Genomic DNA, 18,968 nt, shown 5'->3' with positions numbered 1-18,968 from the left:
TCATTTTGGGCATAGACTTTTGTCATTTTAGGGAAACACAACAGAAGTCGATCTTTACGTGAACGTGGGGCTCGAGTTATGAGCCCCCGCGTATTCTCACGTAAAATACTCAATCTTCGCATCAGGAAAAAAGGATTTAATGTAACCGCCAAGGGTGTCTTTAATCGCTTCTTGCTCATTATCCTGGTAAACGTATTTTCCAATTCCGTAGCGTCCCCATTTCCATTTACGCTTGGATTCGTCTAACTCCAGTTTAGTCATGGGATAGTTTTCCTGAATGACACGTTTGGCCGGCTTGGTAAACCGGTGCTGTATGAGCTCAAACGTTAAATCTTTCGTCGCCTTCTGGGGCAGGGCAGCTTCCAATTTTTCAAACATTTCTTTGTAGCCTTCCTGCCAGCCCTCATGGATATAAATGGGCGCAACGATGAAACCGAGCGGGTACCCTGCCTCAGCAACTTTTACAGCTGCTTCAATACGCTCGTTCAATCTTGAGGTTCCAGGCTCAAAGTACTTGATGATGTATTCATCGTTGACACTAAATCGAAACCGGGTTCTGCCGTTATGTTTGGCATCCAGCAAATGATCCACATGGGCAAACTTTGTGACGAACCGGAGTTTTCCGTGCTCTGAAGACCCAAAATACTCAATCGCACGTTTTAACGTATGTGTCAGGTGATCAACACCTACAATGTCAGAAGTACACGATGCTTCAAATCTGGTGATTTCCGGAGCGCGTTCTTGCATATAGGCTTCCGCTGCATCAAAAATTTCATCTACATTGACATATGTGCGAATATAAGGTTTACTGCCCATTGTTGTCTGTAAATAACAATAGTGGCAATGCCCCATACAGCCAGTAGCAAAGGGGATCGCATATTCCGCGGATGGCTTTGATGTATCGAATTTTAATGTTTTGCGCAGTCCGACTACAAGGGTTGACTTGGCCGTTCGGTATTTTTGAAAATGGTTATCTCCAGGTAGATTACGTATTTGGTTGTGAGATGTCGTTTCACGGATTTCAATGCCCATGTTATTAAACTTTTCAACGAGTTCATTGCCAAGCGGATATTCCAATGCCCTTGGTTCAACATAGACAAGCTGCGGTACAAAGGGCCTAACCATAATACGTTTCTCCTCCAGTATCAGGAGAGTCAAAAGCTTCTTGATAAGCTTGTTCTGCTTCTTCCTCAGTCTGATACACTGCAAATTCCTCTGTCAAGGGAAAATAAGTTTCATGAATGAAAAGAGACAAACCTGTATGGCTCTCAGGGTCCTGAACAACAGCTGCCTGTTGCACATGGGCGACATCTTGAGCATGGGGATTACGTATAATGATATAAACCACTTCGCCAGGCTGGAAAGATTGATTGATTTCCATATTGGGCCTCGACCTCCTTGGTATTTTCTATAAATCAGCCTCCTTAACTTTTCCCATTTACCTCAAGTTATTCAATGTGGTGAATTATGATAGTTGACTATCTTTCTGTTTAGCTGAAACCAGTTTTCCACCGCCGTTGTTCAAGTATTTCTCGATACCTTCTGCAGCACGATAAGCAAGAGCGCCAATAGTTGAAGTCGGATGGTGTCCAGCGAATTGCGGAAACGCAGACCCACCAACGACAAACAAGTTTTCTACATCCCACATTTGCAAGTAATTATTGACTGCGGAAGTTTCCGGGTCTTCACCCATAATCACCCCACCAGCATAGTGTCCACCTTGATAGATGTGGTCAAACTCTTCAGGGATTGTATCTTCGTCTATTATATCAGCACCCATTTCTTTAACAATTTCTGTACATTTTTCAACTCCGAACTGAGCGATATTACGATCCTGATCGGTGTATTTGTTGGTAATACGAATTAATGGATCATTAAAATCATCTTTATAGGTCGGATCAAGATCCAAATAATTATGCCACCATGACATAATGGCAGGGGTGTACCAAACATAGAGATTACGGTAGGCATAGTAAACCGAGTTTTTCTTGAACTCAGATCCCCATTTAGGTGTACCGTCGGGAACATGATTACTGGCTATTGCTCCGTCACCGTACTGTCTGAGTTCAATACCGCCGCCATTAATGAAGTCTACATCGGAATGATCAAAGTTATCAGCCGCATAATCACTTAAAGTCGCTCCAAGTGCGCCGGCCCCCATATACAGATTGAATTTCTTGTCGTCAAAGTAACCTCTTGCTCCACGAAAAGTCAGGTTAAATTGTCCGTTAAAATTACGTCCAATGACACCTTTTCTGGTTTTGGGATCATATTGTTCACCAATGCCTGACAACATTAGGAGACGGTTATTCGTCAAAGTGAACCCAGCCAGCACAACGACATCTGCGGGTTGATCATATTCCAGCCCGGTATCCAGATCTACATATCGGATCCCGTTTGCCTTGCCGCCACCATCATAGAGAACGCGCCGGGCATTGGCCTTGGTTCGTACTTCAAAATTACCCGTTTTCTGAGCAGTAGGGATGACAGATACTAACGGGTCGGACTTTGCTCCGAAATCACAGCCGTACTGTGTACAGTAGGAGCAATACATACATGCGTTTAAGACCTCTCCATCAGGGTTTTCGTAGTTTTGTGAGAGGTTGCCAGCTGCTACCTGATAGGGGTGATATCCCAATTTCTTGGCAGCGTCTTTGAATAAACGGAGAGGCGGTGTTTCTTTCAAAGGCGGATTTGGATAGCCTTCCGATCTCTTTGCGCCTAGTGGATCTTCTTCCCCTGAAATCCCTGCTGTTTTTTCAAAGCGGGTATAGTATTTGTCCATCTCATCATAGGTGATGCCCCAATCCTGAATGGTCATGCCTTCAGGGATTTTATCCTTACCGTATCGTTCAACTGTTTTACTGTATATCTCGAAATCATACGGCCAATAACGATACGTTGCACCTGCCCAGTGCACACTGCCGCCACCCAAGTCCGTTCCGGCCATATATTCATCACGGGTGCGTACAGGAAGTGCTGTTTCATCCAGTGTATTTCGCGATGTAATAGTTTCATGTGATAGGTTTTGCATCATTTCAAACCGATTCGTAAACCGCAATTCGTCTTTGACTCCGATATAATCTTGTCTGTTTCTGTATTCACCGCGTTCAAGGGCTACAACCTTTTTCCCGGCTTTCGCCAATTCCGCAGAAACGATTCCGCCCGCCCAGCCGGTACCAACTACAACGACATCTACTTTATCCAATTGTTTAGCCATATTTAAACCTCCAAGCGATGTTTAGGATTGATAATCTCTTAAGCTCAGTTGTTTCTTTTTTATAAAGGATTCTTCTTCAATTTCATTCGTATAGCCCATCCGCGGCCCTGGATATTCTTTCATTTTCCAGCCAAGCATGTGTTTATTCCCACCGTAAACCGGATCAGCATAAGCACCCTCAATTGTGGTTTGCTTCAAGAGACTAAAGAATGTTACTGAAGCGACACCATTCATTTTGACTTCCCCTGATTCAAATGCCTGCAAAATTTCATCTTGTTCAGTGCCTTCTAGGTCAACGAACTTCTTATCATGTCTTTTTCGGCTTACTTCATCGATACGGCGTATGCCTTGCATAAAGATTTCGCCACGGTTCAACCTTGATTGATGTCTTGGAATTGGTGTAGGTGCCTGAGTGTCAGTGTTAGGGCCAGACTTATCTTGGTCTGGGTTTTTGTGTTGGTATTCATGTGTCTGCAGGTTCAGATAAAATGGACTCTTCATATAAGATTTTCCATTTAGACCCCAGTAACCTGCCAGTTGCTTATCAATAAAATAAGGAACCTCCAATTCAATGGCGCCAGGCCCGGTCTCGTCTTTAGGGAAAATACGTTCTGTTGCAGCGGCTAATATAGCGAAATCCTCTTGTCGACTAAAGAACATCCTGGCGTAATGCAGATTTTCAGTTTGATCTGTAGTGACAGGTGCCTTCTCATCTGTCTGGAATTGACTCGTAAAGAGCCCCCGAGCAATGATCCGCCAACCACACCCCCAGCAACCATACCAGTGTTCTTTATAAACCTTCTCCGACTCAATGCATCTTTTTGTTCATCTGTCATAATGCGAACCTCCTAAACCATTATCACGATAAATAAGTCACACTTATACTAACCAACTGTTTCCATCTCTATACAAAAAAGCATTCATCACATCACTCATGATTTTATTGTCTTTTGGTAGTAAGAAATAACGATCTCATTGGTATTTTGATTGGTTATTTGATTCTTGGTATGATGGAAATATATTTTTACGAAGAAATCCATATTTTTCTTGAGAAAGAAGAGGTCTAGTGGAAGCGAATGTAGAACGAATTGCTAAGCACATTGAAGCGTTAAGCAAGTTTACATCAACACCTGGGGAGGGGGTAACACGACTAAGCTACAGCAAAGAAGACCTGGGAGCGAGAGCATACATTAAAGAACAGATGGAGACATATGGACTTTTGGTATACGAGGACGGAATGGGAAACGTGTTTGGAAAATTACCAGGGCGTGGGACAGACCTCCCAAGTGTTATCATCGGCTCTCATTTTGACAGTGTTCCGAACGGCGGTGCTTATGATGGTGCGGCAGGTGTCGTGGCTGGTCTAGAAGTTGCTGCATTATTTCAGGAACACGCGATCACGCCTGAGCATCCCTTGGAAGTTATCGCCATGGTAGAAGAAGAGGGCACACGTTTTGGAAGTGGACTGATGGGATCAAGAGGAATCGTGGGCAATTTAACAGAAGAATATTTAAATAAAACAACGGACAATGACGGAATCTCTATAAGAGAGGCCATGACACATGCTGGCGTAAACACTGAAGTGCCGAGAAAAAGGGATCCTAAGACAATCAAGGCTTTTTTGGAAATGCATATCGAACAGGGGCCTGTTTTGGAAGAAGCAAAAGTCCCCATTGGCATCGTTGAGGGCATCGTAGGGCTGGCGCAGCTGGAAGTGACAATTGAAGGGAAGGCCGGGCATGCAGGGACAACCCCTATGGAAAAACGCAAAGACGCGATGGTCACGGCAGGAAAAATGGTTGGACAGTTACCGGAACTTGCCATCGACGAAGGATATGGCACTGTGATCACAACAGGAAAGCTTCAAGTGTATCCAAACGGGGCGAATGTCATTCCGAATAAAGTTGTATTTACAGTGGATATCAGAGCCGGGGAGGAGCAACAGGTTTTAAATGTCATTGACAAAACAAAAACGCTTATTCAGGCACATAGTGTGAACGGTATGAAGATCCATGTTGAAGAACAATTGTATATTCAACCCAAAGCACTCGATTTGTCGATAAAGCATCTGCTGGAAGAGACAAGTAAGACACACAACATCACTTATCTTAATATGAACAGTGGAGCGGGACATGACGCTATGGTACTGTCTGATGTAACCCCAACCGGTCTTCTGTTTATCCCAAGTCTAAATGGTCTCAGCCATTGCCCAGAAGAATACTCAGAACCAGCGGATATCGCCAAAAGTGTTGATATTCTTTATACTGCCATCAAAGAATTGGTTTTGGGAAAGTAGTGACGCCTCAAACAATATGACACACGGAGCCAATTAAGGATCTGGCTCCGTGTGTTGTAATTCATTTGATTGTAAAATAACGTTCGACGTCGGTTGGTTGAATCCTATGTCCAATATAAAATGAACCGAATATGCCATACCTGGCACTGACTTCATCGAAACGTGTGTCATAGATGAGCTTTTTGAAATGGAGTGGGTCATCACAGAATAAAGACACGCCCCATTCATAGTCATCCAGACCCATAGCACCAGTGATAATTCGTTTTACGTTTTCTGTAAACGGTTTGGCTGTTTTGATGTGGTCGAACATCATACGGCCCCGTTCTTCTTTTTCAAGCTGATACCAGTTGTGGTTCTCTGCTCGCAGCTTGCTCATTGGATAAAAACAAATATAGTCTTCGTTCGGAATTGTCGGGAATAGTTTTTTCACCATGTCAGGGTTCTGATAAGGATCTGTTTCAGGTTTGGTATAAGAACTTTTTTCAATGATCGAGACAAAAGAATAGGCTGGCTTTGTAAAATGAGCAAAAGCCGTTTTGTTCAATGCGTTCTCCAGCTGGTTTAAGTCTTTCATTTCCGGCCTTAGGACCATGAACAAAAGGTCAGCTTTTTGTCCGACGATAGAATAGAGCTTGTGACTGCCTTGTTTTTGATCTTCAACCACTTGCCATTGGTCTAGTAAAGCACGAAGTTCATGCAACGCTTTTTCGCGAGTCGTTTCAGAAGCATGTTCCCACTTTTCCCAATCCATAGTGCGGAAATCGTGCAGTGCATACCATCCATCATATGTTTCTACTGTTTCAACCATCTTAACACCCCTCAATAAAGTTTAGTAAATGTTTATACAAATTCGTTCGTCAGCTTAGCTGAGTTTTTCAAGCGCGCGTGAGCTCATGTTGGCTGGTGTCCATGCCGGTTCCCAGACGAGATTAACAGTGACGTGATTAATGCCATCGATCAGCATCAGTCGTGATTTTACACCATTTTTAATGCTGTCATGGAGTGGGCAACCAGGTGTTGTGAGCGTCATTTTTATGGTGGCATGATCATCATTGACTTGAACATCATATACAAGCCCCAAGTCCACGATATTAATACCGAGTTCAGGATCTATTACTTCAAACAAAGCTGCGCGTGCTCTTGCTATCAGAAGGTCACTCATAGGTACAGCTCCTTTCACGAAGGTTATTAAACAAAGAAAATTTTTATCACGGATAATGCATATATAAGCGCCGTAACTACAAGAACAGTCTGGAAGAGAAGAACAAACATTCCAGATCCGGCCAACGCACTGATTGTAATGCCAAGCACCGCAATGATAAATGAAGATAATACATACACACATCTTTTTTCATTGATCATGTCTTTCAGGGTCGGTACTTTCTCCTTGCCGATCATATTGGCATACTTATGTGTCCACCAGAGAAAAGGCACAATTTTATACAAATAACCTAAAATACTTAAAACAACCCAGCCCATCACATAAAGAAATACGAGCCAGCTCCATACTGCGGCATTCGTTACGTGAAATAAACTTAACACCAAGGCTAGGCCATGAAGCGTCAAACCGACTGGAATGGCGAATAGGGAAAAGGCAAATGGTTTATCAAGCCTTTTTCGCAAACGTTTTGCCAAAATTTCTCTGATGTCCAACGCGAATAGGAGAAAACCTGTAAAGAGTAAACCCCATCCAATCATGTTAATAACACTTATGGAAGTCCAAAATGAACCGATCAAGATAATAAGCCCAGTTCCGTAAAAAAGCAAGGCTGGTTTCGAGCGGCTCTCTGAGTATCCGTGGGAGAGACTGAACATAGGCACGAGTTTATAAGAGAACCCGAAAATCAGTAAGGTAAACCACCCAGCGGCACCTAGCGCTATGTGACTGAATAATATAGGCTGATGATTGCCTGCAGAGGCTCCCGCAAGATGTAAAGCTAGCATAAAACCTCCAATTATGGCGGCAAACAAAGCGACCAAAGCACCAATTACAAAGAAAAACATCGTATTTTTGTCTTGTTTAACAAGCAGTGTTTTAAACATCTGGAAAACAAAAAAAAGTATACCGATTACTGCACAAGCACCACCGTAAACCGCTGATCCGGGATTCACAAAAAGAAGTACACTGAAGACACCAAAACCAATGGCTGTAATGACGAGTTGGATGACAGCAAATGTCTCATTCCAAATTGGTGTTAAAAACGCAACAGGTACCAGCTGATACATCGCCCCCATTGCAACCATGACGGCAAACCCAAGTAAGAGAACGTGGGCTCCCGACCAAACGGCAGGTGTTCTGAATTGGCTTATGGACAACTCTCCATAGTTGAACAGTAAGATGATTTGTGCGCCGACAAATGCAGTCAAGCCGAGTATGATAAAAGATAAAGGGATTTTAATGTTTGTACTTGAGTTCAGCGAACCACCAGGTATCATCTTAATCACCTTGCTTGGTGATCGTAATTTGAAAACTGCCGTCCTCAAGCGGTTCGGTTTCGTGCTTATACCCGCGCTCATCCAGCTCTTCATATAGAAACATCGGGCGACGGTCATTAATGATCGCCAATGTTTCCCCATCTTGCATACCATCAAGCGTTTTTAGGGTGCGCATCATTGGGGCAGGTGGTTCAAGACCTCGATTATCAATTGTGTTCATTAATTTCATCCTCCTTTTTGCGATAGATGACTTTCCAGTGCTTGCGTTCTAATTTTTCTGCTTCATGGGTGAAGCCTCGGCGTTTTAACACGGAATGCAGCGGCACGGGATTAAACGGTGCATGCAGCTCAAGTGTTTGACCTGGTTTGAGGCTTTTGACAGCTGTCATAATCTTGTCGAATGGCTCTTTCTTTAGGCGAAGGTCTTCTCGAACATCGACTTCCAATACATTTTCATATTCAGCCATAACATCACCTTTACATTATGTAATCAGTTCTTACTAACTATGATAATCATTATCAACTAGATGAGCAGTGACCTGTGTCACACTCTAGATAAATCGTCATAGAAACTTCACAAATGTAGAGAGGTGGATGATGACTTCTAATTATTTAAGGATCTCTGAAGAGTGTGTGTTACAATAGTCATAACTTTTAATAGCTTCCACAAAAGGAGTTTATACAATATGGGGATAAATCAAAAATCTCTTCATCATATCTGGCTCATTTTTATTTTCCTAGTGGTGGCTGTAAACTTGAGTTTGTATCACACGGCAATAGGGAGAGACGTGTTGACGGAAACATCTAATAGAATAGTGATTGGCTCAATAATTGACTTGGCTTTGGTATTGCCAGTTTTATTTTGTGTATGGCGACGCAAGTGGGACCCGAAGCATATTGCTATTACAACTGCTGGAGGTCTGATACTCGTACGTTTCCTTATACCAATGGAATTCCTAGCTCCATATGCAACCATAACTTTGGTCGGATTTATAATGGAAGGTCTAATTATAGTACTAGAGTTGTTTGTCATTTTTACATTGTTTAAATACATGCCAAAAATTACGAGAGCCTCAAAGAGCAGTTCGCTGCCACTTGTTTTTGCATTTCCACAAGCAGTTGATTATAGAGTGAAAAACAGACCTATTGTTAAAGTTATTTGTTCGGAACTATTAATGTTCTATTACGCATTGGCCAGCTGGAAAAGACGTCCGCAATTAACCAGTCAAACATTTACTTTACATAAAAAATCCAGTCAAATCGCATGGGAAGCTATGCTGATCCATGCTATATTATTTGAAACCATTGGGATACACTTCTGGCTGTATGATAAGTATTTTTTGTTGTCAGTTATTTTATTGGTGCTCAATGTTTATTCAATCATGCTGATCATCGCAGACATACAGGCGGTTCGTCTAAACCCGTTAAACGTTAATGATGAAGGTTTATATATATCATTGGGACTCATGAAACGCATGGAGATTAAGTGGACTGATATTGAAGATATATTTGATGCACCCAAGGATTTAAAGAGAAAAGTCTCTAAAGATACAATTGAATTTATAGCCCGTGATTTTGAACAAGCAACACCGGATGTTATTTTGAAACTTAAACATCCCGTTAAGGCGACTTTTATAATGGGACTCGAAAAGGAATATGAACGGGTTGCGATACGAGTGGATGATCCAAGAAGATTTAGAACGCTAGTAAAGTCAAAAATGAATCATTAAACGGTGCATTCAAAGGGGACTTGGTTAAATGGAAAAGTGGTACGGAGCTGCAGCTATTTGTTTGAATGCAGATAATTCGTTGCTCATGATAAAACAAGGCACACTGGAAGAAGAAAAATTATGGTCTATTCCTTCTGGTGGGAGGGAACCTGGTGAGACTAATGAAGAATGTTGCATTCGTGAAGTAAAGGAAGAAACAGGGTATGATGCAAGCATTTTGCGACCATTATTTTTTAAAAAGACCATACAGGATGATTACATTGTAGAGGTAGAGTACTTTGAAGTGAGAATTTGCGGTGGAGAAGCAAATATACAAGATCCTGATGGTCTCGTATATGAAATTGATTGGAAAAAAGCTGATGATATAACAAATTTAGGATTAACTTATCCAGATGAACGGAATTTATTAACGGATTTTGTCAAAGGAGCGTCTCATTTAAACTGGGGCACACACACGATTATTACAAAAAGGTGTGTTCTTGCTCCGATCCAATCAGATAACCTTGAAGAAGTTGTGAATTTGTATTCAAATGTACGTGTCAGGCAGTATTTAGGCGGTGCATGTGAAGTGGATGATATTAAAATTACATTCCGAAAAATGCTGGAAACGAATGAGGATGACTGGAACTGGGTTATACGTTCAAAGCAAACGAATGAATTTATTGGTCTCGTGAATGTGGCTATGCACCATTCTAACGAGGATTATGAAATTTCTTATCAACTGTTGCCAAAATGGTGGGGAAAAGGTTTGGCGACAGAAGCTACAAGTGAAATTATCACCTTTTGTTTTACACATTTGAAACTTCCAAGACTCGTCGCAGAAACACAAATTGCTAATAAGGCCTCCCGCAAATTACTAGAAAGACTAGGGATGGAGCAAGTAGACCAATTCACAAGATTCGATTCAGCTCAGGCCCTATACATGATCGAATCTCGGTAATCTCATATCAGTATACAGAGCAGGCCCCTATGTCTATTAACCTGGGGCCCGGCTCCTGTTACTTGTTGCCAGTATTGTAATTGGCTAGATTTTGTATGTTTTTCTTATAGCTTCGTATAGAATATTTACACCGTTGATGAGAGCGTCGTGGTTAAATGTCATGTCGGGGTGATGCAGACCGGGGTGCAAGTCGCAGCCCAACCCAAGCATGGTAGCCTTTAATTCAGGCCGTTTAATGGTGTAAAAATGAAAGTCATCTCCGCCCGTGGTGATGAGCGGGGAGTCTACTTGATCACCACCTAGAACTGAAGAGATAGCCTCTTCCATTATACGGATTGCTTCCTCGTTTAATTCAGCAGCTGGAACATGTTCGATATCTGTAATCGAAATATCTGTTTCGTGTAGATCGGCTATAGCCTTAAAAATGCCCCGGACTTTATCTGTCAAGTCATCCATTGTAGGATTGTCCTGTGTTCGCATATCTATAGTAAACTTGGCAGCCCCAGGAATAATATTCGTGTTTTTACCGCCTGCAGTCATGCTGGTTATTTTGACGGAATGTGGTACACGTGGATTTAAATGAATACTGGAAAGGTGGGCCATGATTTCGTAAACCACTTCAATCGCGTTTGTAGTTAGATGCGGACGTGCTGCATGACCATCAGTTCCATTGATTTCTACCGTATATGCAGTGTTGGCCCCATGTACAATAACAGGTGACGCATGATTCATCGCAGTTTCTTCGATGGGGCGGAGGTGAACGCCGAATAAATAATCCACATCCTCAACCACCCCTTTTTCGACCATTTTCAATGCCCCTCCAGCCACTTCTTCAGCGGGCTGAAAAATAAATTTTAAGGCGATCTGATCCTTAAGCAAAGGATCTGCAGCAATTTTCCACAGTAAACCAAGTACCATTGCCATATGGGCATCGTGTCCGCATGAATGATTAGCTTGAAAAGTTCCTCTCACATTCTGCCATAAAGCATCCATATCGGCTCGGATAGCTACAACAGGACGGTTACCATCAAAGGTGCCAAACTTTCCAATAATCCCAGTGGTGTCATTGAAAGTGGTAGTGTCGCAACCCTGCTCTTTCAGTAGTGATTTAATGTAGTCTGTTGTTTCTTGTTCACCCCAGCTTATCTCAGCATTTTGATGTAAATAATTAAAGGTTTCCTTAACACGAGCGTGCAGACTGGTCATATGAAACTCCTTTTTAAATGGTATTTTGCGCTATTTTCCTTCAAAACCTTGTGCATGTCAATGCGTTCGTACATGTATCTTGCTATAAGTGTTTCAAATTTCCTTAAATAGGTAATCTGTTAAATAGCTAAAAAACAAAGGAGGCTCCAAAATGTTATCGGCAGCGTGGAATTGGTTTTGGGAAAAAGATGCTCAGGCTAAGGATCTTGTACGCTTTTTTGTGAAACCGAATTCAACTCGAACTTCCAGCACAAACACGGGTAGTAATAGCTCATCTGGAAACAACGGGGGTGGAAAACACCGTTATTATAAGACGGGTCAATTGATTGGATTGTTTTTAGGTCCAATCCTGTTCATACTAACTCTCCTTTTTTTTCATCCTGAGAATTTGTCTGGATCAGGACAGGCCATCCTTGCAAGCACGATGTGGATTGCTGTTTGGTGGATTACCGTACTAATGAGCGGGAAAGCCCATTCCTTCAGGTGTGGGATGAGAGCGAATATATTAAGACATGATCTTAAAAATAAAAGGTTCAAAATAATTAAAATAAAACTGGAACATATGTTCTTGATTTGATATAATACAGTTGAGGAGGTGAAATGGTGCCAACAATTTCTCTGAAAGTAGAATTGCTAAAGCCGACAATAGAAAAACAAAATGTGTTTCAAACAATGACACAAACAAACACGGATTTCGCTAATTGGCTTTTGACTTATGACGATCTGAACAAAGCGACATCCAAAGTTTTCAAGCTGTTCTCATCCAACAAACAACTGCCCTCAGCAGTTGTTAATCAAACGATTCGGGATGTAAAAAGTCAAAAGGGACACCAAAAAGCGAAAAGATATAAACGGCTCTGGTGTGCTTTCAATAACCAAAACGCCAAAATAGAATATGACAGCCTTTATAAAATCAGCTTCCCGACACTTGAAAAACGTATCGGCGTGCCTTTGGTCGTCCGACCGTTTCAGCAAAAATGGCTCGATAAGATTTTAAACGGTGAAGCCAAACAAGGTACGGTTGACCTTTTTAAAAAGAGAGGCCGCTGGTTTGTGACAATTGCCATTTCCTATGACGTAGAAAAAACGACCAACGAGAAGGTATTGGGTATTGACCTTGGGTTGAAAAACATCGCCACATGCAGTGTCGGCACGAAAAGTTTATTTTTTAAAGGCAATCAAATAGCCTTCAAAAGAAGAAGATTTTCTTCAAGAAGACGCAAGCTGGGCAAGCTGAAAAAACTTCAAGCTATCAAAAAATCAAAAGATAAAGAGTCGCTTTGGATGAGAGAAATGAATCATACCATATCCCGTCGAATCATACGGTTTGCCAGGTCCAACGGTGTTGGACTGATCAGAATGGAAGATTTAACAGGTATTCGCATGGCTAAATCAAAAAAAGAAGCAGGCAGAAACCTAAACAATTGGAGTTTCCATCAGCTTCAGACATTCATTCAGTATAAAGCAGAAATGGCAGGCATCTGGGTTGAATATGTCGTGCCAAATTATACATCGCAAACATGTAAATGCGGAAATTGTGACAAGCAAAACCGCAATGGTTTGAGGTTCAAATGTAAAAAGTGCAGCTATAAAAACCACGCGGATTTAAATGCAAGCATCAATATCGCAAAAGCCCTGTCAGGCATCTCCAAACATAAACAAGTTATATAACTTGTGTACCGGTAACAGGTATACCGCCAATTGCGGTACAATTCATAACGCAGTTGGACGGGGCCATGGCAACCCCCTTAACTTGAGGCTAGTTCAAAACCGAAAGGGACTGCGAACGTCTTAGCACTCGAGAATCCCACTGCTTTAGCTGTGGGAGTGTCAAAGAAGCCATTCCGATTTCTGCTACTTCACTTTTGCCTATTATTCTATTCCCACTGACAAAGGGACTCGACATAGATGCGACCACTTCGGCATACGGCGATGACACCATTTTTCTGTTTATGGGTGGGTTTATGATTGCCCTTGCTATGGAGAAGTGGAACTTGCATGAGCGGATTGCGCTAAACATTATTTCTATTATAGGCACCAATACAGAACGCATTATTCTTGGATTTATGGTTGCAACAGGGTTTTTGTCCATGTGGATCTCGAATACCGCCACATCCATGATGATGGTACCGATTGGTCTAGCTATTATCTATCAAGTATCCGATCAATTGAAAGAAGACAGTGAAATCGATACATCTAAAGAGAACTTCGGCTTTGGTAAAGCGTTAATGTTGAGTATTGCCTACTCAGCTTCAATTGGTGGTATTGCAACAATAATAGGTACACCACCGAATACCATTTTGGCAGGAAGTATTGAGAAATTATATGGTATTGAATTGTCCTTCGCTAAATGGATGCTGTTTGGTGTGCCGGTTGCATGGATCTTTATTTTCATTGCCTGGATTTACTTGGTAAAAGTGGCTTACCCCTTAAAATTAAATCAGCTTCCCGGTGGCAAAAAGGTTATTAATGAAGAAAAAAATAAATTGGGAAAAGCCTCGTTTGAAGAGAAAGCCGTTTTAGTAGTGTTCGTCCTAGCAGCATTATCCTGGATTAGTCGGTCCTTTGTTCTGACTAACATTAATGAAAATATCAACGATGCAATTATTGCGATGTCAGCAGCCCTCGTGCTATTTATTATCCCCTCCAGAACCGAAAAACGTGATTATCTCCTCGACTGGAACACAGCTGTCAAGCTGCCTTGGGGGATTTTACTCCTGTTTGGGGCGGTCTCTCTATTGCGGCAGGTTTTAAAGAATCGGGTTTATCGGAATGGATCGGGAATCAGCTAAGTGTGCTGGAAGGCGTTAACATAATTCTTATTATTGCAGCTGTAGCAGGTCTCGTGATCTTCCTGACCGAGATCACGTCTAATACAGCAACAGCTTCAATGATGTATCCTATCATGGCATCACTTGCAGTGGCATTGGGTGTGCATCCTTTTGCCTTGTTGATCGCTGCGGGAGTTGCTGCTTCCAGTGCCTTCATGCTCCCAGTAGCAACACCGCCAAACGCGGTTGTGTTCGGTTCGGGCTATCTCAGAATACCAGATATGGCTAAAGCTGGAATTGCGTTAAATATTATAGGCGTTATCATCGTCACATTAGCCATTTACTTCCTTATGCCATATGTGTTTGGGTTAAACTTAACTGACATTCCGGACATGTTGAAAGACCCATCCTAAACATTCGGGCCCAGGCCCTGGGTCTTTATACCTAGGGGCCTAGGCCCGAAAAGCTGGTTTAAATAAATATACCAAGTCCAATTCCCGTAACCATTGCCATTAGTAATAGGAGTTTCTCATAGTTGGAAACCTGTTCATGGTCGTCCACCTTCATTTTGAAGAGCATACCTATGGCAATTATACTGATAGTTATTAAACCAATCGCTGCCCAGAATCGATCTGTCCCAAGCCAAAGTACACAGCAGGCCATCATGCCAAAATAAAGCAAGGCAGGAAATTTGGCAAAAGACAGACCAAAGCGATCTGCAGCCCACACAACACTCGTAAACTTTTTTGGGGAAGCTGCTCTGTCTGCATCACGATCGGGAATGTGGTGCACCATCACCCAAGCATTGCAGAAAAACGCATTAATTGCCGCATTTTGCAGTGCCCATTCAGGAATTGTGCCAAGTGCTATCCATGGCCCACCAATCCCAAGCGCAAACACCGCTGGAAACATGGAGAGCCATTCCCCAACAAATGGCTTATAACTCAATTGCAAGGGAGGAAGGGAGTACGACCAGGCGCTCCATAATCCAATGGCGAGTAAAAGGGCTACTTTGTAAAATCCAAAAACCGAAAGGAAAACAATCCCAATGGAAATTGCAGCAATAAGCAACTTGCCCAGTCGCCACAGGTTTTCAGCAGAAATGATACCATCTTGGATCACCCGACTCCCGCCAGACAGTATTGCTGGACTGTTCTGATCTGTTCCTGAGAGGTGATCGGTGTGGTCGTTTAAAATATGTGTTAACACGCCATGAATAAATACCCCACCGAACAGCAACAGTAAAAAGATGATTAACAGCTTTTCATTAGAAATATGCCCGTACAAAAAAAGCGGCAGCATGGCAGAAACGATTGTTGTGACACTGGAAGATGCGACTGCAATGAACCGCATTAACATCCAAGTGTTTTTGATGTGCTTCAAAACGGCTTGTTTCATTGGGTTCACTCCTCTACAATCGACTGTAACCAACTTTCGAGCAAAAATGAACATTAATGAAAAATTTCTTGAGATTGATAGTGTTTAAAACATGCAGATGCACAACTGCATGTTTTAGTTTTTAGTAATTTATTCTCAGCCTGCTTATTGCTGCAAGGAACTCGTATCATATTTTTGATAGGTTACATCGTATCCACGATCTGATCTTTTGAAAGACGTGCCTTTGTAACCTTTGTCGAGCAACTGAACCTGGGTATGTGTTTCTTCCATTGAGACAGTTTGACTGTCGAGGACCTGTCTATGATCGTGTGTTGCATCAAGGTCGCGGAACAATACATAGCGAAGTTTGCCACCGTATTTTTCTTTCAGAACGATGATTTCCATACCAAGGACCAACTTATCCTTGAGGCTGGGAATATTGAATGGCGCGACAGTAGATGCAACATAGCGATACTGGTTCCTGTCGATATGGTTTAAGACGATCCGTCCCATGTAAGTCTGCAAACCATTTCCACGATAATTGGGATGGACGATGGTAATCTCGGAATATATGACATGCGGAAGTGCTGAGTAGGGAAGACCCGCATCAGTACCTAGGTGCTCAGGATCATTTACTTCTGGAGTCAGCATGGCTCTGAATGCGATCAGTCGCTCCTCCAGAAATGCTCCTGCCATATAACCATTTCCAGATAAGATATGTTTAACCTCTTCACGAGAGAGGATTTCAAGCTGCTCAGGCTGGTCAAGTACGTATTGTGCGCTTTTTTGTAACAACAACACATCATCGCAATCTTCCATGTGTAGCTGCTGAATTTTAAATGTTTCTCCTGTTGTTTTAAGCACCCCTTCTGCAGTCAGCGCACCTTTCATACTATCGGACCTCCTCGGAATAGACGGTTAATTCATCAAGAATGTCCTCGTCAACATCCACACCCAGTCCTGGTCGTTCACTCAATTGGATAAATGGGACGTCATAATGTAGATCACCAATGTCTTTGGAAAACATCAGGGGCCCGGTCAGTTCAACGCTGGAAATCACTTTTTTAGAAAAAGCAACATGCAAACCAGCTGCAGAGCCGATTGACGACTCCACCATTGAACCGACCTGGCAGTCCATTCCAGCCATTTCCGCCATAGCAGCTAGTTTTGCAGCTGGATACATGCCGCCGCATTTCATCAATTTGATATTTATTTTGTCAGCAGCACGTTTAGCAATAATCTCACGCATAGATTTAAACCCTGTAAGCGCCTCGTCAGCCATAATCGGTAATGCAGCTTTTGTTTTTACCTCGCCAAGCGCATCAATATCGTCCGCAATCACGGGTTGCTCGAGCCAATCAAGATGTACATTCTGAAGAGCATGAAGTGCTTGCAGGGTTTGTGGGGCGGATTCCCAGCCTTGGTTGACATCCACCCGAATGGAAGCTTGGTGACCCACCTGATCATGAACAGCTTTTATCCGTTCAACATCTTCTGTTACATCGTACCCGACTTTCAACTTAAATGACGTATACCCTTTTTCCACATGCTTCTGGGCATTATCAGCCATTTGTTTTGGGGTATCGATGCTCAAAACATGTGTGATCGGAAATTTGTCATGATACCTGCCTCCAAGCAATACATAAGCCGGGACCTTCAGTGCCTTCCCAGCAAGATCAAAACAGGCGGTGTCCAGTGCAGCTTTTGCCGTTGGAGCCCCGAGAACTGCTCGGTTCATAACGTCATGAATCTTTTCTGAATTCATTGGATTCCTACCAATGAGCTTAGGGGCAAGCGTTTTCGTGACCATATGATAGACACTTTCCACGGATTCACCTGTTACATGTTCATCTGCAACGCCTTCTCCATAGCCGGTTCGTCCATCGTCAGTTGTGATTTTGACAATCACAGACGGCATACTGTCAAACGAAGCATAACTGATGATAAATGGTTCAATAAGAGGTAACTCAATTACAAAAGCTTCAATTGCGGTTATTTTCATTACTTCACCCTCCCTTTGTTATTAAGCGTGCATTGATTATTCCTATTCTGCTTGTATCTAGTAAATATTGCAATCCTAAAGATTTTGCCCCCGTATTTACCCAGTTAGGTAAAAAACTAGCTCCCTATCAAAATGATTGTCATCTTTACAGTTAAAATCATAGTCGACACAAACTGCGAACCAGAGAAAACTTTATAAACCTACATAAAAATTCTCGGGGAAGTTTTAAGTTACGACTTATATGGCAATTTCATGTGATTTTCCGATATATGAGTTGAAAACGCCGATATACACTTCAAAAATTCCGATATAACCCTCAGAATTTCCGATATATCCAAATTGAACCATATATGTTTGTTAGAGTATCGTGATTTCCGCTGCGGGAAGTCGCTTTAACTTTATCACAGCTCAAGTGCGACATCTGTTCAAGAAGAACACTTTCACAGTGTCTTCTAGCCGCGGGCACGGCCTTAGCCTCCTTGCCCCGGCAAGGGGTATGTCGACGTTGCCCGCAAAGGGCGGTTTTAGTCGACCCTCCCTCTATATAATTAAAATATCTCCAAAATGCTCTTACTTTCTTAGAATTACTCAAACACTTCATTGACATATTGAATGCGGGTTGAGTATCAGGTGTTGATTTCGGAAATTTCGGACGTAGTCTATGCCATCCTAACGCCCAAATTGTGAACATTTGGTGACAAGAGACGTGATAACCGTGCTGAAAATCTCCACACAACTTATGGTCGCTCACCCTCCCATGTATCACGGGATTATTATCCATACATTCCTTCGTCCTGCGTATCCACAAGGTGGAGGTCGGAAATGCTCCTTAGCTGGGTCTATTGCCCGAATGGGTTAAATAAGCTCCGACTCTGCACTATTGGTGTTTGTTCAATCCTAAGGCCATCAGATGCATTTGTTGAAACATCCCAAATGAATTAAAAAGGTTTATTAATCGCTCATTCAGAACCACTTATCTACGTGGAGTAG

At 42.4% G+C, this 18,968-nt stretch carries 18 protein-coding genes and 1 pseudogene; 5 read left to right on the top strand and 14 right to left on the bottom strand.

Going from position 1 to position 18,968, the window contains the following annotated elements:
- Nucleotides 1–96 precede the first annotated feature (96 nt).
- The 5 genes from splB to JNUCC1_RS19095 form a co-directional block, all read right to left on the bottom strand.
- Complete coding sequence (gene splB / locus JNUCC1_RS01220) at nucleotides 97–1,125, bottom strand: spore photoproduct lyase (protein ID WP_156643643.1); 1,029 nt, start codon at nucleotides 1,123–1,125, stop codon at nucleotides 97–99.
- Nucleotides 1,118–1,381: a transcriptional regulator SplA domain-containing protein gene (locus tag JNUCC1_RS01215; protein ID WP_156643642.1), complete on the bottom strand. Its 264-nt coding sequence runs from the start codon at nucleotides 1,379–1,381 to the stop codon at nucleotides 1,118–1,120. The genes splB and JNUCC1_RS01215 overlap by 8 nt, the downstream gene beginning before the upstream one ends.
- Nucleotides 1,382–1,465: 84 nt before the next feature.
- The gene (locus JNUCC1_RS01210; RefSeq protein ID WP_156643641.1) at nucleotides 1,466–3,220 is read right to left on the bottom strand and encodes a GMC family oxidoreductase; all 1,755 of its coding nucleotides are present in this window, start codon (nucleotides 3,218–3,220) and stop codon (nucleotides 1,466–1,468) included.
- A gap of 21 nt (nucleotides 3,221–3,241) precedes the next feature.
- On the bottom strand, nucleotides 3,242–3,880 hold the full coding sequence (locus tag JNUCC1_RS01205; protein WP_331713547.1) for a gluconate 2-dehydrogenase subunit 3 family protein: 639 nt from the start codon (nucleotides 3,878–3,880) through the stop codon (nucleotides 3,242–3,244).
- A complete protein-coding gene (locus tag JNUCC1_RS19095) occupies nucleotides 3,844–4,056 on the bottom strand; it encodes a twin-arginine translocation signal domain-containing protein (protein ID WP_331713546.1) in 213 nt (70 codons plus the stop codon). The genes JNUCC1_RS01205 and JNUCC1_RS19095 overlap by 37 nt, the downstream gene beginning before the upstream one ends.
- A 230-nt stretch (nucleotides 4,057–4,286) precedes the next feature.
- Here JNUCC1_RS19095 and JNUCC1_RS01200 point away from each other — a divergent pair, with 230 nt between their 5' ends.
- Nucleotides 4,287–5,516, top strand: a complete 1,230-nt coding sequence (locus JNUCC1_RS01200; RefSeq protein WP_331713545.1) for a Zn-dependent hydrolase — start codon at nucleotides 4,287–4,289, stop codon at nucleotides 5,514–5,516.
- A gap of 61 nt (nucleotides 5,517–5,577) precedes the next feature.
- Here JNUCC1_RS01200 and hemQ read toward each other — a convergent pair whose 3' ends face one another.
- The 5 genes from hemQ to JNUCC1_RS01175 are packed head-to-tail and all read right to left on the bottom strand — an operon-like array spanning nucleotide 5,578 to nucleotide 8,419.
- Nucleotides 5,578–6,324: a hydrogen peroxide-dependent heme synthase gene (hemQ, locus tag JNUCC1_RS01195; protein ID WP_156643640.1), complete on the bottom strand. Its 747-nt coding sequence runs from the start codon at nucleotides 6,322–6,324 to the stop codon at nucleotides 5,578–5,580.
- A 54-nt stretch (nucleotides 6,325–6,378) separates the two neighbouring features.
- Nucleotides 6,379–6,678 carry a metal-sulfur cluster assembly factor gene (locus JNUCC1_RS01190; protein WP_156643639.1) on the bottom strand — a complete coding sequence of 100 codons (300 nt, stop codon included), beginning with the start codon at nucleotides 6,676–6,678 and terminating at the stop codon, nucleotides 6,379–6,381.
- 26 nt (nucleotides 6,679–6,704) lie between these two features.
- Nucleotides 6,705–7,961 (bottom strand): hypothetical protein, encoded by a 1,257-nt coding sequence (locus JNUCC1_RS01185; protein WP_197431591.1) that lies wholly within the window; start codon nucleotides 7,959–7,961, stop codon nucleotides 6,705–6,707.
- Nucleotides 7,954–8,172, bottom strand: coding sequence for a DUF2249 domain-containing protein (locus JNUCC1_RS01180; protein WP_442915408.1), 219 nt, complete (start codon nucleotides 8,170–8,172; stop codon nucleotides 7,954–7,956). Before JNUCC1_RS01180 ends, JNUCC1_RS01185 begins: the two co-directional genes overlap by 8 nt.
- On the bottom strand, nucleotides 8,159–8,419 hold the full coding sequence (locus JNUCC1_RS01175) for a DUF2249 domain-containing protein (RefSeq protein WP_156643636.1): 261 nt from the start codon (nucleotides 8,417–8,419) through the stop codon (nucleotides 8,159–8,161). Before JNUCC1_RS01175 ends, JNUCC1_RS01180 begins: the two co-directional genes overlap by 14 nt.
- Before the next feature lie 219 nt (nucleotides 8,420–8,638).
- On the opposite strand from JNUCC1_RS01175, the gene JNUCC1_RS01170 reads away from it, so the two are divergent.
- Together JNUCC1_RS01170 and JNUCC1_RS19090 are read left to right on the top strand one after the other, a co-directional pair.
- Nucleotides 8,639–9,682, top strand: a complete 1,044-nt coding sequence (locus JNUCC1_RS01170; RefSeq protein ID WP_156643635.1) for a beta-carotene 15,15'-monooxygenase — start codon at nucleotides 8,639–8,641, stop codon at nucleotides 9,680–9,682.
- A gap of 28 nt (nucleotides 9,683–9,710) precedes the next feature.
- Nucleotides 9,711–10,622, top strand: a complete 912-nt coding sequence (locus JNUCC1_RS19090; protein ID WP_156643634.1) for a GNAT family N-acetyltransferase — start codon at nucleotides 9,711–9,713, stop codon at nucleotides 10,620–10,622.
- Nucleotides 10,623–10,706: 84 nt separating this feature from the next.
- Here JNUCC1_RS19090 and JNUCC1_RS01160 read toward each other — a convergent pair whose 3' ends face one another.
- Nucleotides 10,707–11,828: a M20 peptidase aminoacylase family protein gene (locus tag JNUCC1_RS01160; RefSeq protein ID WP_156643633.1), complete on the bottom strand. Its 1,122-nt coding sequence runs from the start codon at nucleotides 11,826–11,828 to the stop codon at nucleotides 10,707–10,709.
- Nucleotides 11,829–12,431: 603 nt separating this feature from the next.
- On the opposite strand from JNUCC1_RS01160, the gene JNUCC1_RS01155 reads away from it, so the two are divergent.
- Nucleotides 12,432–13,499 (top strand): RNA-guided endonuclease InsQ/TnpB family protein, encoded by a 1,068-nt coding sequence (locus JNUCC1_RS01155; RefSeq protein ID WP_331713709.1) that lies wholly within the window; start codon nucleotides 12,432–12,434, stop codon nucleotides 13,497–13,499.
- A 194-nt stretch (nucleotides 13,500–13,693) separates the two neighbouring features.
- Nucleotides 13,694–15,012, top strand: a pseudogene (locus JNUCC1_RS01150) (SLC13 family permease).
- Between the two features lie 58 nt (nucleotides 15,013–15,070).
- Here the strand turns inward: JNUCC1_RS01150 and JNUCC1_RS01145 are convergent.
- The 3 genes from JNUCC1_RS01145 to JNUCC1_RS01135 all read right to left on the bottom strand — a co-directional run bounded on the left by JNUCC1_RS01145 (nucleotide 15,071) and on the right by JNUCC1_RS01135 (nucleotide 17,978).
- A complete protein-coding gene (locus tag JNUCC1_RS01145; RefSeq protein WP_156643631.1) occupies nucleotides 15,071–15,997 on the bottom strand; it encodes a prenyltransferase in 927 nt (308 codons plus the stop codon).
- A 144-nt stretch (nucleotides 15,998–16,141) separates the two neighbouring features.
- Entirely contained in the window at nucleotides 16,142–16,867 is a 726-nt protein-coding gene (locus tag JNUCC1_RS01140; RefSeq protein ID WP_156643630.1) for a GNAT family N-acetyltransferase, read from the bottom strand.
- 1 nt (nucleotide 16,868) lies between these two features.
- Nucleotides 16,869–17,978 carry a mandelate racemase/muconate lactonizing enzyme family protein gene (locus JNUCC1_RS01135; protein WP_156643629.1) on the bottom strand — a complete coding sequence of 370 codons (1,110 nt, stop codon included), beginning with the start codon at nucleotides 17,976–17,978 and terminating at the stop codon, nucleotides 16,869–16,871.
- Between the last annotated feature and the right edge of the window lie 990 nt (nucleotides 17,979–18,968).

The sequence above is a fragment of the Lentibacillus sp. JNUCC-1 genome, assembly GCF_009741735.1.
In the GTDB taxonomy this organism is placed as follows: domain Bacteria; phylum Bacillota; class Bacilli; order Bacillales; family Amphibacillaceae; genus Lentibacillus_B.
The sequence above is the reverse complement of the archived record's forward strand: the minus strand, read 5'-3'. Positions and strand labels throughout refer to the sequence as shown.

What these genes read in the sequence shown, in the direction of transcription:
- JNUCC1_RS01170 (WP_156643635.1), top strand. Translation starts at nt 8,639, where the DNA reads ATGGGGATAAATCAAAAATCTCTTCATCATATCTGGCTCATTTTTATT.
- hemQ (WP_156643640.1), bottom strand. Translation starts at nt 6,324, where the DNA reads ATGGTTGAAACAGTAGAAACATATGATGGATGGTATGCACTGCACGAT.
- JNUCC1_RS19090 (WP_156643634.1), top strand. Translation starts at nt 9,711, where the DNA reads ATGGAAAAGTGGTACGGAGCTGCAGCTATTTGTTTGAATGCAGATAAT.
- JNUCC1_RS19095 (WP_331713546.1), bottom strand. Translation starts at nt 4,056, where the DNA reads ATGACAGATGAACAAAAAGATGCATTGAGTCGGAGAAGGTTTATAAAG.
- JNUCC1_RS01160 (WP_156643633.1), bottom strand. Translation starts at nt 11,828, where the DNA reads ATGACCAGTCTGCACGCTCGTGTTAAGGAAACCTTTAATTATTTACAT.
- JNUCC1_RS01205 (WP_331713547.1), bottom strand. Translation starts at nt 3,880, where the DNA reads ATGTTCTTTAGTCGACAAGAGGATTTCGCTATATTAGCCGCTGCAACA.
- JNUCC1_RS01190 (WP_156643639.1), bottom strand. Translation starts at nt 6,678, where the DNA reads ATGAGTGACCTTCTGATAGCAAGAGCACGCGCAGCTTTGTTTGAAGTA.
- JNUCC1_RS01210 (WP_156643641.1), bottom strand. Translation starts at nt 3,220, where the DNA reads ATGGCTAAACAATTGGATAAAGTAGATGTCGTTGTAGTTGGTACCGGC.
- JNUCC1_RS01175 (WP_156643636.1), bottom strand. Translation starts at nt 8,419, where the DNA reads ATGGCTGAATATGAAAATGTATTGGAAGTCGATGTTCGAGAAGACCTT.
- JNUCC1_RS01180 (WP_442915408.1), bottom strand. Translation starts at nt 8,172, where the DNA reads ATGAACACAATTGATAATCGAGGTCTTGAACCACCTGCCCCAATGATG.
- JNUCC1_RS01135 (WP_156643629.1), bottom strand. Translation starts at nt 17,978, where the DNA reads ATGAAAATAACCGCAATTGAAGCTTTTGTAATTGAGTTACCTCTTATT.
- splB (WP_156643643.1), bottom strand. Translation starts at nt 1,125, where the DNA reads ATGGTTAGGCCCTTTGTACCGCAGCTTGTCTATGTTGAACCAAGGGCA.
- JNUCC1_RS01145 (WP_156643631.1), bottom strand. Translation starts at nt 15,997, where the DNA reads ATGAAACAAGCCGTTTTGAAGCACATCAAAAACACTTGGATGTTAATG.
- JNUCC1_RS01140 (WP_156643630.1), bottom strand. Translation starts at nt 16,867, where the DNA reads ATGAAAGGTGCGCTGACTGCAGAAGGGGTGCTTAAAACAACAGGAGAA.
- JNUCC1_RS01215 (WP_156643642.1), bottom strand. Translation starts at nt 1,381, where the DNA reads ATGGAAATCAATCAATCTTTCCAGCCTGGCGAAGTGGTTTATATCATT.